General features: G+C 33.9%; 10 protein-coding genes. 3 read left to right on the top strand and 7 right to left on the bottom strand.

What is annotated here, in order from left to right:
- Positions 1–685: 685 nt before the first annotated feature.
- The 4 genes from QWY99_RS07110 to QWY99_RS07095 all read right to left on the bottom strand — a co-directional run bounded on the left by QWY99_RS07110 (position 686) and on the right by QWY99_RS07095 (position 6,992).
- Complete coding sequence (locus QWY99_RS07110) at positions 686–925, bottom strand: hypothetical protein (RefSeq protein ID WP_290263134.1); 240 nt, start codon at positions 923–925, stop codon at positions 686–688.
- A gap of 351 nt (positions 926–1,276) precedes the next feature.
- On the bottom strand, positions 1,277–2,680 hold the full coding sequence (locus QWY99_RS07105; protein ID WP_290263132.1) for an efflux transporter outer membrane subunit: 1,404 nt from the start codon (positions 2,678–2,680) through the stop codon (positions 1,277–1,279).
- 29 nt (positions 2,681–2,709) lie between these two features.
- Positions 2,710–5,829 carry an efflux RND transporter permease subunit gene (locus QWY99_RS07100; protein ID WP_290263129.1) on the bottom strand — a complete coding sequence of 1,040 codons (3,120 nt, stop codon included), beginning with the start codon at positions 5,827–5,829 and terminating at the stop codon, positions 2,710–2,712.
- 32 nt (positions 5,830–5,861) lie between these two features.
- Positions 5,862–6,992: an efflux RND transporter periplasmic adaptor subunit gene (locus QWY99_RS07095; protein WP_290263127.1), complete on the bottom strand. Its 1,131-nt coding sequence runs from the start codon at positions 6,990–6,992 to the stop codon at positions 5,862–5,864.
- A 333-nt stretch (positions 6,993–7,325) separates the two neighbouring features.
- Between QWY99_RS07095 and QWY99_RS07090 the strand changes: the two genes are divergently transcribed.
- The 3 genes from QWY99_RS07090 to QWY99_RS07080 all read left to right on the top strand — a co-directional run bounded on the left by QWY99_RS07090 (position 7,326) and on the right by QWY99_RS07080 (position 10,787).
- Entirely contained in the window at positions 7,326–8,372 is a 1,047-nt protein-coding gene (locus QWY99_RS07090) for a sensor histidine kinase (RefSeq protein ID WP_290263125.1), read from the top strand.
- The gene (locus QWY99_RS07085) at positions 8,369–9,133 is read left to right on the top strand and encodes a LytR/AlgR family response regulator transcription factor (RefSeq protein WP_290263124.1); all 765 of its coding nucleotides are present in this window, start codon (positions 8,369–8,371) and stop codon (positions 9,131–9,133) included. Before QWY99_RS07090 ends, QWY99_RS07085 begins: the two co-directional genes overlap by 4 nt.
- Before the next feature lie 628 nt (positions 9,134–9,761).
- Positions 9,762–10,787 (top strand): succinylglutamate desuccinylase/aspartoacylase family protein, encoded by a 1,026-nt coding sequence (locus QWY99_RS07080; RefSeq protein ID WP_290263121.1) that lies wholly within the window; start codon positions 9,762–9,764, stop codon positions 10,785–10,787.
- An 895-nt stretch (positions 10,788–11,682) separates the two neighbouring features.
- Here QWY99_RS07080 and QWY99_RS07075 read toward each other — a convergent pair.
- From QWY99_RS07075 to QWY99_RS07065, 3 genes are all read right to left on the bottom strand, one after another.
- Positions 11,683–13,626: an OmpA family protein gene (locus QWY99_RS07075; protein WP_290263119.1), complete on the bottom strand. Its 1,944-nt coding sequence runs from the start codon at positions 13,624–13,626 to the stop codon at positions 11,683–11,685.
- An 11-nt stretch (positions 13,627–13,637) separates the two neighbouring features.
- Positions 13,638–14,549 carry a PorP/SprF family type IX secretion system membrane protein gene (locus tag QWY99_RS07070; RefSeq protein ID WP_290263116.1) on the bottom strand — a complete coding sequence of 304 codons (912 nt, stop codon included), beginning with the start codon at positions 14,547–14,549 and terminating at the stop codon, positions 13,638–13,640.
- Positions 14,550–14,663: 114 nt separating this feature from the next.
- Positions 14,664–15,914 carry a T9SS type B sorting domain-containing protein gene (locus QWY99_RS07065; RefSeq protein WP_290263113.1) on the bottom strand — a complete coding sequence of 417 codons (1,251 nt, stop codon included), beginning with the start codon at positions 15,912–15,914 and terminating at the stop codon, positions 14,664–14,666.
- Positions 15,915–16,069: the final 155 nt, after the last annotated feature.

The raw sequence follows: 16,069 nt of genomic DNA, 5'->3' as shown, positions 1-16,069 counted from the left end.
CAATATTGTACATAATACTAGCAGGGGCAGTAGAAGATTAATAATATTTAATTTCTTTTTCATTCAGATGAACTTTGGAACTTTATTAATGTAGCAATGTTTATTACCATATAGAAATTTTCACTGAATCCATATACTCATAAATTTTCAATGAGACTTTTTGAAGAAAACAATTTTAAACGTAATTTATTCCAATTGGCCATCTTTGTTTTTTCAGAATCATTAAGAGGGTATTCCGGCCAATATTTTATATACACTTTTTCTATGTTTCGTTTCTTCACAGTGAATTATGTTTACATTATGAGTTGAGATAAACTTCTACTAATTCATACTGCTGCAGTTATATACTTTTTTAATAGACTCAAATCGATATGAAACATCTAAAAATCAAGACTTTACAATGGCGATTATGCAACTATTTTTACTGATACAGCTGGTTTTTAAACATTAAACTGCTTTAGATGGTAATCGATATGTTTGTATAAAAGTTTACCCCACTGTCTGTGGGTTAAATAACTGAATGCTACATGCTCACTCCATTCCGTAGCAGAGGTACTAGTAATCGCAGCTGTAATTATCTTGAGTAGCAGGTTTCTCTCCTGTTCAAAATCATAATAGCTGTTGACTGGGATCCTTAAACCTGAAGGACGTCTCAACCCTTTAGGCATCTGCGGAAGCAGATCTACTATAAGCCATTTAAATACCGTCCGGGATAAAAAAAAGTTTCATCTTTAAGATTAAAATGACCCGACGAATTTCCACAAGCTAAATTTAAATGGTGAAGCATTTGGTCTACCGCCATTGTACCCCACAAAGCTTTAGACTGCGGGGATAAATTTTTTATCCGTTCTGTAAAATGTCCCAGCATTTTTCCCGTAAAAAAATGGTTACCATCAATAGGGAGATCTCTTAAGCTATGTTTCATTTTTTAGTTATTTTTCATGTTATTTTTAAAAACAATACAAGATGATGCCTAATACAAAACATTTCACCTCTTTTCAAAAATTTACAACCATAATTTATTACAGCACAGGCCTTTTTGGTGATCTGCATTAGGAGCTGGAATTTCACTCTACTCCTTTAAAAATTCTTTATCTATCTTTTTTATTCATCCTACAGAATTCTATGATTTAAGTCTGCTTAAAAACTTAATTGTCCTTTTCACACTACACAGTCATACTTAATCTAGCTCTATTTTTGCAAAAAAAATTAACCAACTGTATAACAAACAAATAATCACCATGTAATTGGTGTTTCTATCAGATAAAAACTAATTTTATACCCCCCCACCCAATGAGATGTAAAGATCTATAATAGCTTGTAATTCCTGTAATTTATCATCAATACTACTTAAACGCGCTGCAAGAAGGTTCTGCTCAGAGGTCAATACATCCGTATAATTGGTGTTTGAGCTAAAATTTAACAGCTCTTTTGTATAATCGACCGATTTATTCAAATACAGAATCTGCTCCTTACGGATATTTTGTTTTTCCAATGCGTTTTCATAAGAATAAAGAGCATCGGAAACTTCCTTACCAGCATTAAGAATTGACTGCTGATAGGTATTAAATGCTGCCTGCTTTTGAGCCTTAGCTATTGTTAAAGTAGCTTTGTTTTTGCCTTGGCTAAAAATTGGCTGCGCCAGTCCACCGATCAGATTATAAAAAATAGAATTATTGAAAAAATCTTTAATTTTCAAAGTAGAAAAACCTCCTTCGGCTGTAAGGGTAAAACTTGGATAAAAATTGGCTCTTGCAATATTCACTTCTTCAAATGCCGATCGGAACTTTAGTTCAGCCTGCTGGATATCTGGTCTATTTTTTAAAAGATCAGATGATATCCCTACATTTATTCTAGAGGCTGTAATCTGGCTTTCTAGGGTTGTTCTTTCAATTTTATCAGGTGTCCTTCCTAAAAGTATGCTAATAGCATTTTCGGTTTCTCTAATCTGTCTTTTCAGATCAGGTACCGATACCTGAGCAGATAGCTTATTAGCCTGACTTTGAACAACAGCAGCTCCCGTTACAACAGCACTTTCTTTAAGCGCTATCATTGTCTCAACATCTTTTGTTCTGTTTTGAATCGTTTCTTGGGTTATATCCAATTGTTTATCAAGAGAGAGCAATAAATAATAATTTGTTACAATGTTTGATATTAATTGTGTCTTTACTGCCCGCTGTGCAGCTTCGGTTTCAAGATAATTCACCAGCGCCTGACGCTTAAAGCTTCCAATTTTCCCCCAGATATCAGCTTCCCAACTTGAAGAAGCTGCTAACTGTAAAATGGTGGTCTTAAGGTTTACCTGATTAGCAAAACTTCCCAGATTAAGAGCTTTTAAAGACTGCTTGGCTCTAGTAACTTTAAGTGAACCGTCTACTGTCGGATAATAACCAAGTTTTGCTTGCCTGAGGCTTGCCTGGGATTCTGCTATCTTTAAAACAGCGTTCTTGATATCAACGTTATTATTCAGCCCCTCGATAATCAAATTCTGAAGTTGGCGATCGGTAAAAAATTCCTTCCATGAAATAGTAGAAATAGATAGGCTGTCTGTCTGAGTTTTTTCAGTCCTGTAAATAGCATCGTTTTTTACCTCAGGCTCTTTATAAACATCAGCAATCCTGCAAGATGTCATACTTAAAGCTACGGCTAACAATATAATATAATTTTTATTTAAATTCATCTTATCCTTAATTGATGATTACTATTATTTTAAGAGGAGGCCTTTTTTAATCTTTCTTGCAGTGATTGGAAAACTACAAATAAAGCAGGTGTAACAAAAACACCCAATAAGGTTCCTATAAGCATTCCCCCGACAGCACCTGTCCCAATTGACTTGTTGCCTACTGCTCCAGCACCAGAGGACATCATAAGTGGGACAAGACCTAAAATAAATGCAAACGAGGTCATTAAAATGGGTCTTAATCTTGCCACTGCTCCTTCAACAGCAGCCTGCACGATACTTAACCCCTCTCTTCTTCGTGCAAGTGCAAATTCAACGATTAGAATACCATTTTTGGCCAGAAGTCCAATAAGCATAATAAGAGTTATCTGGAGATAAATATTATTTTCTACACCGAAGAGCTTAGCAAATATAAAAGCTCCTGCAAGTCCTAACGGTAATGAAAATAAAACTGAAAAAGGAACTATGTAACTTTCATATTGCGCACTTAGAAGGAAGTAAATAAAAACCAGACACAAAATAAATACATAAACGGTCTGGGAACCGCTCGACATCTCCTCACGTGTCAATCCTGAAAATTCATATCCATAACCAGCAGGAAGTGTCTGCTGTGCCACTTCCTTTACCGCATTAATAGCATCACCTGAACTAAAACCTTCATTTTGAGCCCCCTGTACTGCTATAGAGGTAAAAAGATTAAATCGGTTAATCGCCTCAGCTCCATAAACTTTTTCCATTGTAATGAACTCTGAAATTGGAGCCATTAAATTATCATCTGTGCGCACATAAATTTTATTGAGCGTTTCCGGATTGGCACGAAACTGGTCATCTGCCTGATACATTACTCTGTACTGTTTCCCGAAATCATTAAAATTGGACGAATAAACCCCGCCATAGTAGCCCTGCATTGTGCTTAGAATCTTGCTCACTGATACGTTGGCCTGCTTTGCTCTTGCCACATCTACTTTCATTTTATACTGCGGAAAGTTGATATCAAAAGATGTTGTTGCAAATTGAATTTCTGGACGTTTTCTTAATGCTGTTAGAAACTTTTTACTGTTATCATTAAATTTACTGAGTTCGCCTCCTGTTTTATCCTGAAGCTGAAATTCAAACCCACTACTGGTACCAAAACCCTGAAGAGTAGGTGAACCAAAGAAAATAACACTCGCTGAACGAATATGAGAGGTTGCGCCAAAGAGCTTGCCAATTACTGTATTAATATCCTGTCCTTTACCTTTCCTTTTATCCCAGGATTTCAATTTGACAACCACCATTCCATAAGATCCTCCATCACCAGCAATAAAATTCTTCCCAGTTATTCTAAGAGTTGTTTCAACTTCAGGAATTTTACCGATGATCTTGTCAATTTCCTCAGTCACTGCCGTTGTTCTTTCAAGTGAAGAACCAGCAGGCAGACTTATATTTGCAAACAAAGTTCCCTGATCTTCACTGGGAACAAATCCTTTAGGAGTGGTCTGCATCAACCAGTAAAATAATCCTCCAAAAATAATTATGGTTCCAAAAGCTACCCATTTTCTTTTAATGAGAAACTCAACTCCTCCTTTATATTTTAGGGTCATTCCATCAAATGCAACATTAAATGAAGTGTAGAATTTTTGCAAAAATCCTTTTTGATGATATTCAGAATCTTTATGAGGTTTTAAAAACAAAGCACATAAGGCAGGACTTAATGTTAATGCATTGACAGCTGAAATTACAATAGCAATAGCAAGCGTAAGACCAAACTGCTTATAAAAAACACCAGTCGAGCCACTTATAAAAGATACTGGTATAAAAACTGCACCCATTACCAAAGTAATGGAAATTATGGCTCCGCTGATTCCATTCATTGCCTTGGAGGTAGCTTCTTTAGCAGAGCCTGCTCCCATATCGAGTTCGGCATGCACTGCCTCTACAACAACAATGGCATCATCCACAACAATTCCAATGGCCAAAACCAAAGCAAACAGAGTTAACAAATTAATTGTAAATCCAAATAAATTAAGAAAAAAGAAAGTTCCTATAATTGCTACCGGTACAGCAATGGCAGGTATCAAAGTTGATCTAAAATCTTGAAGAAAAATAAATACCACAATAAAAACAAGTATAAATGCTTCAATTAAAGTGTGCACGACTTTATCTATTGACGCATTTAGAAAATCATTGGCATTAATAAGTTCTACATACTTAACACCTTCAGGAAAAGTTTTACTTGCATTTTTTAAAACTGCCTGGCACTCCTCTATCAACTCGTGAGCATTGGAACCTGCGGTCTGGGAAATTGCTATCGCTACAGTAGGCTTTCCATTAGTTTTTGAAGTACTGGTGTAGCTTTGTGCTCCCAGCTCAATTCGTGCCAAATCATTTAATCTTAATATTTCACCCTTAGAATTTGCTTTAATTATAATATTTCCAAATTCAGATACAGATTTTAAACGGCCCGTATATTTGATTGTATATTGAAAAGACTGTCTGCCGTTTTCTCCAAATTTTCCAGGTGCAGCTTCTACATTCTGTTCTGCCAGCGCTTTGCTTATATCCTCGGGAATTAGTCCATAATTAGCCATCACGTCTGGTTTAAGCCAGATACGCATCGAATAATCCATATTTCCAAAAACAGTTGCATCACCTACTCCATTGATGCGTTTAATTTCTGGAAGCAGATTGATGTTAGCAAAATTTTGAAGAAACTTCTGGTCAAATGAAGGATTATCACTGTAAAGAGAAAAGATCATTACATTACTACTTTGTTTTTTTTGTGTGGTAACGCCTGCTTTTGTAACTTCTTCCGGCAGAAGATTTGAAGCTTTGGCAACTCTGTTCTGGACATTTACTGCCGCAAGATCAGGATCGGTACCCAGCTTAAAAAAAATACTTATACTGGCAGATCCATCATTACTGGCGGTAGAAGTCATATAAGTCATATTTTCAACCCCGTTAATCTGTTCCTCTAAAGGAACAATCACACTATTGATTACTACATCTGCATTGGCACCCTGATAGGAAGCTGATACTACTACAGTAGGCGGTGCGATTTCGGGATATTGTGAAATCGGCAGTCCTGTCAGCCCGATATATCCTAATATCACAATGATAATTGAGATTACCGTCGATAATACAGGTCGTTCTATAAATGTTTTTAACATATCTTAAATTATATCTATTAGTAATTCTTAAATTATTGTGTAGAATACACATTCAGCATTTCTGGTTTAATTCTCACATCATTTTGAAGCTTCCCAGAACCGTCAAGAACAACTTTATCGCCTGCATTTAATCCTTTCTTCACAACAAAATAGTCACCCGAAGTAATATCCATCACTTCAACTTCAGTAGTTTTTACTGTATTATCGTTTTTTACTATATATACAAAACGTTTTCCCTGCATTTCATAAGTACTTTTTTGTGGCAGAAGAATAGCATTATCCAAATGATCAGCAATACGTATCGTTCCGCTGGCACCGCTTCTTATAAGTTGTTCAGGATTAGAAAAAGTTGCCCTAAAACTTGATGAACCAGTCTGACTGTTAATCTGACCAAGGACAGCTTCCAGGTTTCCTTTTTGACTGTACTGTGTACCATCAGAGAGCAACAGGATAACTGGCGGGCTATTTTTCAGCTTTTCTTTAATGGTCACCCCTTTAGTGGTACGTAGAAATTCCAGAAGCTGTTTTTCATTCATTGAGAAATAGGCAAATATTTTGCCCGTATTTGAGATAGTCGTCAATGGTGTCGTACCAGTACTACTCACATAACTTCCTGTTTTAAGAGGTAACCTTCCCACAACACCATTTATAGGACTAATAACCTTTGTATAACTTAGATTTGTTTTTGCAGTAGCCACGTTAAAACCTGCCTGCTTGAGAGCCGCTTTTCTCATTTGCAGTGTATATTCAGCAGACTCCAGCTCAAACTTACTTACAATATCTTTCTCAACCAATGGCATTACTTTTCTTACTGCCATTTCAGCTGAATTAACGTCTGCTTTTGCACTGATTACTGCTGCTTGAGCATTATCAAGTTCCTGTTCATATTGAGGATTGAAAATAGTAAATAAGACCTGTCCTTTAGACACAAGTGATCCCTCATCTATATAAACCTTATTGATGTAGCCATCAATCTTTGGTTGTATATTTATAATTTCCTGTCCGTCAATTGTAACGGGATAGTCACGAAAAAGATCTGTAGACAAATACTTTACAGTAAAAACGGGATAACTCTCGATAAGGAGTTCTTTACTTGCAACATCTTCTGAACCTTTCTTATCTCCACTACAGGAAATAAAAAATGAAAAGGCTATTATATTCAAAATTATTTTTTTTGTGGTCTGGTTGAATTGAAACATAGTACTTTATAATATTAAAGATTGCTGATGAAATTAATTCCAGATAAAACATCAGGAATTTGTCTGATCACTTACAAACTGCAAAATAAATTCAATTCGGGTAGAATTATTCTGAACCTAGACAGTCACATAAGACAAATAGACGATACAAGAAAATAGTACAGACGAATGAAAAAAAGCAAGAAAATCCAATTCCGTCGGTAAAACGTCATTGTTCGTCGACAAATAATTGATTTCCATACGATATTGAAAATAATTGACATATTTTGTTTTTATTTACCACAAAGTTTAATCCATATGAAAAAATATCTATTGTGGGCACCTCATTTATATATTATTATCCCACTTCTTTTATTTTTGTTATTTCCCCTCACATTTCAAATTCCTTTTCCAAAAGAATTCTGGATATTGGAAAGCTTTCAGTTGATTTTATATCTCATTATTTACTATACAAATTATTTTTTGGCAGTACCTAAAACTTTTTTTAAAGCAAAAAGCACTCATTTTATTATTGTAATATGCCTTTTAATAATTGTATCTTCAAGTATTAATTATTATGCCGCAGTATATTTTGATATAGATGCTAAAATGGAATACTTAATGACTAGCAATAAAAATACATCCATAGGTTTTTTAAAACTCAACAACTTTATGTTCCTGTGTGTTACATTATTTCTAATATTTATCAGCACGACTGTAAAAGTTAATGAAAGATTAAAAAAAATAAGTAATAACAGAAAACAACTGGAGCAGGAAAAATTAGCTTCGGAGCTAGCTTTTCTCAAAACCCAGATCAATCCCCATTTTTATTTCAATGTTCTTCACGCCATTTATTCATTAACTGAAACCAATGTAGAGAAAGCTCAAGAAGCTCTACACAGTTTATCACTGATGATGAGATATGTTATTTATGAAACAAAACATCACTCCTCAATGCTCAGCAAAGAGATTTTATTTATTGAGCATTACATCAAACTGATGAAACTAAGAATACCTCAAAACACGGAAATCATATTTAATAAACCTGAATTTATAAAAGATCATCCCATCTCTTCAATGATACTGTTACCTTTTATAGAAAATGCATTTAAACATGGTTTGACTTTTAGTAAGCAGGATCAGATCATTATCAATATTTATCAAGAATCTAAAGTTTTAATTTTTGAAGTTATCAATCCTATTGCCCAAATTAAAGCTAAAGATCTTGAAGAAAGTAATGGCATAGGTCTTACCAATACAAAAAGAAGACTTGATCTGCTATATTCTGGTTTTTATGAGCTGGAAATTGATAATAATCAAGAGAAAAAAGAATTTAGAATTAACCTTAAACTGCAGTTAGCATGAATATAAGATGTATTATAATAGATGATGAACCTATCGCCTTGGATTTGATCCGAAGGTACGTTCTGCGTACGCCAGACTTAGAACTTTGTGGAGAATTTTCCTCAGGGATGGATGCAATTGCTTTTTTGAAAAACAATATGATAGATCTAATTTTTACTGACATAAGGATGCCTGAACTGAGCGGAATGGAAATGGCACATATTCTTAATCAAAAGCAGGATAATGAAAAACCAAGAATGATATTCACAACTGCTTATGACAATTATGCCCTAGAGGGTTATTCTGTAGACGCATTAGATTACCTTCTTAAACCCTTCTCTTATGTTGATTTTAGCAGAACAGTTTCAAAAGCTGAAAATTATTTCAAATTGACAAAGCAACTTCCTACTGTTAATGAAGAAAAGTTAACTTTAGTTACACCTCTGCCATCTGCGCTTGCTGACCCTTTTTTATATATAAAAGTGGAATACCAACTAGTAAAAATAGCAAAAGATCAGATATTGTATATAGAATCAATGAAAGATTACGTCAAAATATATTTAGAAAAACAGAACAAGCCTGTCCTCACATTAACAAGTCTTAAAAACATAGAAGAAAAACTTGGCTCTGATAAATTTCTGAGGATTCATCGCTCCTACATTGTATCATTAGATAAAATAACTTCCGTTAAAAAAAATGCTGTACAAATTGGGAAAACAGAAATTGTCGTGACTGAATCTTATCGCAAGCCTTATGCAGAATTCGTTAATAGATGGAAGTAGATTAAAAAATAGCTTTTGTCAAATCTGTAATATAAATTTGAAAGAAATCACAGAGTTATAAATTATGTAGCCTATTTACAAGATGATTAAAACATAATTATCCCTGATTTTATCATCTGATTCTTTCTCAGCATATATGTAACTTCAATTCTACCTAACGTTCTTTTACAGATTTGAATCTTTTGAAGCCTAAGCGGTTTTGTATTCTCCATTTGATAAAACGATGCTCTTGTTTAACTATATTATTGAGATGCTTACATTACCGAATCTTTATATTCGAAAAAGAGCGTTTGTCAAAAACACTTATTACGCTAGTGTTAGAACCGCTTTTATCAATATTCATACGCTGGTTGCAACTATTATTTATTCCCTTAATTAGAAATTTCACGAACAAACAGTATTATTAATTTATTTTTTTTGAATAAATCTATTATAAAATTCTCCTTATACTATGCGTTTGATAAAATTTAGCATAAACTCAATCTATGTTTTTTTTTTATGGAAGGAAGGAAACTTATGCCAAAATAAGTTAAATTTTAATTCCAAAGTGGAGTTGGTATAGCATTTCATACCTATAATTTAATATTTTTGGTGGTCTTAACGATACAGAAAAAATTCATTATACACTATGAGAAGAATAGCTTTAATTTTAATCCTTTTTTTATGCATATATCATGTACAAGCTCAAGAACTTAGGAATACTCTCAAAGAAATAAAAAATGGAGAGCGGATCAATAAATTAATTTCTTTCAGAGGCGATAACGCACTTGAATATATACCACTTACTGTGATAAAAGGGAAAAATCCAGGGCCAGTTTTTACAATTATAGCTGGAATACATGGCTATGAATATCCCCCAATCATTGCTGTACAAGAATTGATGAAAGAGATAGATGCTACCAAGCTTAGAGGAACGCTTATTATATTACCCATAACCAATGTGGCTTCTTTTTATAAGCGCTCCCCTTTCGTTAATCCGATAGATGGACTAAACCTCAATAATGCTTTTCCTGGTTCTGTCTCAGGTTCTATTTCAAAACAGATTGCTCATTGGATTACAAAGGAAATTATTCCCAATTCCGATGTTTTTCTGGATATTCATGGCGGTGATGCCAATGAAGATCTGCTCCCTTTTATCTGCTATTATGATAATAAGGATGGTCAAACAGAAAAAGCAAAACTATTAAGTGAGTCTTCTGGTATGCAATATATCGTTTCATATCCATATAACCTTACAAAAAATGAGATTGCAAAATATGCATTCAAACAGGCTGTACAGAGCGGAACTGTCGCATTAAGTATAGAAGCTGGAAAACTAGGAACCGTTCAGTCAGAGAATGTAAAACTGATAAAAAATGCTGTTTACAACATGCTTGATTATTCAAAAATGATCAATGCAAAAAATGCAACAGGTGAAATAAAGAGAGAGTATATAAATGAACAATCTTACATCAGGGTTCCACAAAAAGGTATATTCTTCAGTTCAATCCAAAGTGGAGATAGTATCACCAAGAATCAAAATTTAGGGTATATAACAGATGAATTTGGTAAAATAATAGCTCAGATAACAGCTCCTGTAAGCGGAATTATACTATATAAAATAGGAACTCCTCCAGTTAACATAGGGGAGACTCTCTTTTGTATAGGTCACTAAAAATAATGTACTCTGAAGTAAGTTAAGAATCTTTTTTTTTGTACAAGCCAATAATCTAACTTTTTCGTATCTATGTGTAACCTGCTATCTAGAGGTAATACATTTTTTGCCACAAGACTTAAAGCAGTTTATAACAATTAGAACTCCAGAATTGTCCTCCACTTACATTATTAGTGAAAATTGAAATTCATTTTTCATTTTTTTTATTCAAAAAACAGGTAAATTTATAATTCAAATTATAACGTTATTTATACACAAGTCTCCATTTTCATACTTAAGATTTAAACCAAAAAAATAAGTTTCGTGGCAAAATCGTGGCACAGCCGCTTTTAAAAAATGACGAATGCAGTATAGGTTGGCATTCCCAGATTTAGGTTCGAATCCTGCTCTCCCCACCAAAAAGTCCTGAATTATTTCAGGACCTTTTTTATACATAAAAACTAGCGAAAAACTTTTCGAAATTGGGGATCAATACGAAAATCTTAATTTTTAAATATTGTCTTTAGCGAAGGAAGAATTTCCGCAAGAAACTAACGCAAAGTATTTCTGGATTTTCGAATTACTAGATGAGATTACCTCGTCTAGTAGTTATCGGATCGGGTCTACGTAGATTATAAAGAAAAGTTTAGGGTAAATTCTCAATTTAAAATAAACGGCTTAGAGAATGACAGCCTTGGGATAATAATGCCTTGGTATCCTTTTAATCTATTTTGAAGTTCTAAAGATAATAGTTATTAAATAGATGCAACAGACCCCTTTTAATCACTTCCTTCCCTTCCACTTTTTAATACTCAATCAATTCTAAACTTTATGAAAATAGGGTTCAACTTTAATTAAAAAGTTAAACCCTATTATATTTAAAACTTATTCGTTTTTAGGACAGTGCATAATTCTATTACTCCATAGAAATAATTATAAATTCACTTCGTCTGTTTAACTGATGTTCGACTTCTGTACAAGGTACATTATCAGAACATTTGTTGACTAATTGACTCTCCCCATATCCTTTTCCTGTCAATCTGTTTTGAGCGATTCCATTTTTAACCAACCACTGTATGGTCGACTTGGCTCTTCTGTTGGATAAATTGATATTATATTGAGCGGTTTGTCGGCTGTCTGTATGAGAACGAACGTCGATTTTCATTTTTGGATACTGTTTCATAACCGCCAAGACTTTTTCTAACTCAAAAGCGGCATCTTTGCGAATGAAAGACTTATCTAAATCAAAATAAATAATTGGTATGTTTAGCGTTTTGGCTAAATCGGTTCCCACTCCTATTGGTTTGATTCGTTTTTCTAATGCAATAATTAAGCTTGTTTCACCTGATTGTCCAGCTATGACTATCGGAACTTCTTTTGTCTCGTACTCTTCTTTGACTGCTCTAACATGATAGGTTTTGCCGCACTCTACATTGCTAAAAACATAACTTCCGTCTGTCTTTGTCAATGCTTCTCCTATCTGATTAAACTGCTCATCAAATAAAATTACTTTGGCATTATCAAGCACTTTATTTGTTTCTAAATCAATTATTGTCCCTTTTAGCTTTTGCTCACAAAGTAGTTTTCTTGTTTCTAATAGTTTGTAAATATCATCGCTCCCTAATCCGCCCTCTCTATTAGAGGTAAAAAAACCGGTGTGAGATTCGTTATCAATGATAAATCCAAAATCATCTTGTGGGCTATTTATTGGAGCACCTACATTTTGTACTGTACTAAAGCTAGTATCGTTTTTAATTGTAGTTACAAATACATCAAGCCCACCTAATCCTGGTCGACCATCACTAGCAAAATACAATTGGTTGTCTGTGGCTATAAATGGAAAAGTCTCTCTCCCTTCGGTATTAACTCCTGGGCCTAAGTTTTCTGGTTTCCCAAAGCTTTTATCATCGTTTATTGTTACACTATACAAATCAGATTGGCCTAAAGTTCCTGGCATATCAGATGCAAAATACAGCTTTTTTTCATCATTGCTTAATGCTGGATGAGCGGTACTGTATTGGTTACTATTAAATGGCAATTCCGTTATATTTGTCCATTTGTCATTAATGAATTCTGCTCTATAGAGTTTCAAAAGCGTCACTTTTTGATCGTCTTTTCCTCTTTTACCGTCTAGAAAATTGTTTCTTGTAAAGTACATTGTTTTACCATCTTTAGTAAAAACAGGTGTCGATTCATTGAATTTAGAGTTAATTTTCTTTTCAAATCGCTCGGGCTTCCCTAATGTTCCATCCGTTTTAAATTCTGACCAATATAAGTTGGTAAACGATTTATTAGTCCATTTGAATTTATTTTTAACAACACCTCCTGTATCTCTGGCAGAAGCAAAAATAATTTTGTTCCCGTAATAAGCACTTCCATAATCGGATTGAGTCGAATTTATTCCAGCATTGGCTATTTCAAATCGTCCCGAGTTGGCTTTTATCTGGTCTAGGTAGTTTTTATTTTTTTCAAACAAAATACCTCTTTTATCTGTGATTGCTTTTTTATTAAAAGTTTCGAGAATCTTATCTGCTTTTTGGTAATCACCTCTAGCTTTTAAACACTGAGCATAACGGTAATAATACTCCGGCTCTTGATCTGCATTCATTTCAAAAAGGGCATCGTACCATTTTGCAGCTTTTATTAATTCTGCATTAAAATAATAGGCATTACCTAGCCTTTGAAACGTTTGTTCGTCTTTGTATCCTTTTTCGGCTACTCGCTCATAGATCGCAATAGCATCAATATAGGCATATTGGTTATAATCCTTTTCGGCTTTATTCTGAATTGCTGTTTGTGCGCTTACTTTTAACGCAATAAAAACAATCAACAGGGTCGATAATAGGTGTTTAATTTTCATCTTTATTGCTTTTAGAAGAATCTTGGTGAGGTAATTCGGTTATAATTATTAAAGAACTCAAAACGAAGGAAAATCTCATGCGATCCAGAGTTATAGTTCTTTAATCTGGTAGTTTCATGATCGTATGCATAACCTATGTACATTCCTTCGGTAACATGAAATCCTGCCATAGCACTAATCGCAGCACTCCATCTATAGGCCGCCCCAACCACGAACTTGTCATTAAACATAAAGTTGGCTGAAAGATCTACTTGCAGTGGCGATCCTTCGACCATTTTAGTCAGTACAGCTGGCTTAAACTTGATGTAAGGATCTAAATCGAATACATAACCTGCGATTAAATAGTAATTAATTTTTTCCTTAAAAATAGCTACATCATTATCATTGTATTGGTTGGTTTCGATAAAATTTGGTACCGACAAACCGATGTAAGCTTTATCAGAATGCCAATAAACTCCAGCTCCAATATTAGGTGAAAATTTACTATTTAGGTCTTGAAATTGTGGATCACCTTGCTCATCGGGGTTCAATTTGTTAATATCCAGATTGAATAAATTAGCGGTAGCTTTGATTCCAAAAGATAATTTAAAAGTCTCAGATGTAGGAACTGTATAAGATAAATCGGCCGAAAAAGTATTCTCGTTTATAGGTCCTATTTTATCATTTACAAGTGAAACTCCCACCCCTAAGTTACTATTATTTAGAGGTGTATTTAATGAAAAACTGCTAGTTTCTGGTGCTCCATCCAGACCAATCCATTGCGTACGATAAAGCCCAAAAAGACTCATTGCACCTCTTGAGCCTGCATAAGCCGGGTTTATACTAATGGTATTATACATATATTGTGTAAACTGGGCATCTTGTTGCGCGGTACATAGGAATCCCGTTAACATAACACTTATTGTCAAAAAATTTATTCTCATGTATTTATTTTTAGTAAGTCACGATTATTCTGTCATCCTATAATCAGGAAAAAGTCCTCCGAAATTTTAGCGTTTTATAAGTATCTACTGAAATTTCTAATTCGTCAAAACAAATTAATCTTTACTTAAATATAGGTATCCTGATTTTTTTATGGTTTGAGGTTTAGCTCCCATATATTTGATGTTTAAAATATAAAAATAAGTCCCCGTTGGTAACATTTTATCTTTAGCCATTGTTACTCGTCCTTCAGAATAGCCTTTAAAAACATTTCCGTTAGAGTCATAATTATTGGTTTCAAATACTTTTACACCCCAACGATTATAAATTTCTACTGTATTATCTGAAGAGCAATCTGTTAAACCATCAATTTTGAAGTACTCATTTCTATTATCTCCATTTGGCGAGAAGGCATTATGAACTATTAAATTACTGCACGGTAAAACAACATTGTCATCAACTCTTGCAGTTGTGAATACATTGTATCCAGAAACATTCATAGGTGTAGTAACTGTTTTTTTATCGCTATCTACAACTCCACCTTCGTCTATCCAAAGTTTTTGTGTAACATCCCATCGAACAATATGTATGGAACTTTGTGGAGAAACTACTATATCTGTAGGTGTTGTTGCGGTTTCATCCCAACTCAAGGTGAGCATGACATCTGAATTTCCGCCAGTTTTATCTAAAGTCCAATATTCTTGATTGTTTATGAGTGCTATTTTGTCGGCTTTGTTGAGATGAGAATAAAGCTGATTTGAATTTTCATAAAAATATTTACCTGTAAAACTACTCAATACCTCAGATGGTGCCGAGATACGAGCATATCGATACAACTCTTTGTCTCCTATTGGATACTGAAATTCTGAATTACCGTTTTTACGAACTTCTCCGTCCACATGACTTTCATTATCGGTATTGGTATGTGTAGCGTCATTTTCAAATACTAACAATCCTCCAAAGTCATCGTCTTGTACAATTCCTTTAAAAAAATCAACATTACCACCTACCCTCATTTCTCCATACAAATGAAATGCAGGTTGCGGGCTTGGATTATTAAAAATCACATCGTAAAATTCAGAAGGAACAGATCCTTCAATTTTTTGTGAAACTGTCCCTTGAAATCGAGTATAACCTCTCTTTCCTGAAGTATAAGTAAGCAATCCATCATTATTGAGATGAGAATATAGAAAAAATTCTCCGTCGTTAACTAAATAACCAGTTTGCTTATTATCAAGAGTTTCAACTGTTGACATAATCGTATTTGGAAGTATTGTAACATCTCCTATGTTTGTAGTCTGTCCAACCATTTTCTGCCCAACAACGAGCGTAAATGCAATTGCCAATAGGTATGTAGAAAATTTCATGTTTTAATTTTTTATATTTATAAATGACAAAGCAAAACCTATTTTAATCTCTAATCTATTTCACCTAACTGGCAGGTCTTTTCTTATTATCGATAATCAAATTTTTACGATACCATTGAAGTCTTGAAGCGTATAAAGCGGTTTGTATTTACAAG

Origin of the sequence: Flavobacterium branchiarum (genome assembly GCF_030409845.1) — a bacterium.
GTDB classification, from domain to species: Bacteria; Bacteroidota; Bacteroidia; order Flavobacteriales; family Flavobacteriaceae; genus Flavobacterium; species Flavobacterium branchiarum.
Note: the sequence above shows the minus strand (reverse complement) of the source record. Positions and strands in the feature narration are given on the sequence as shown.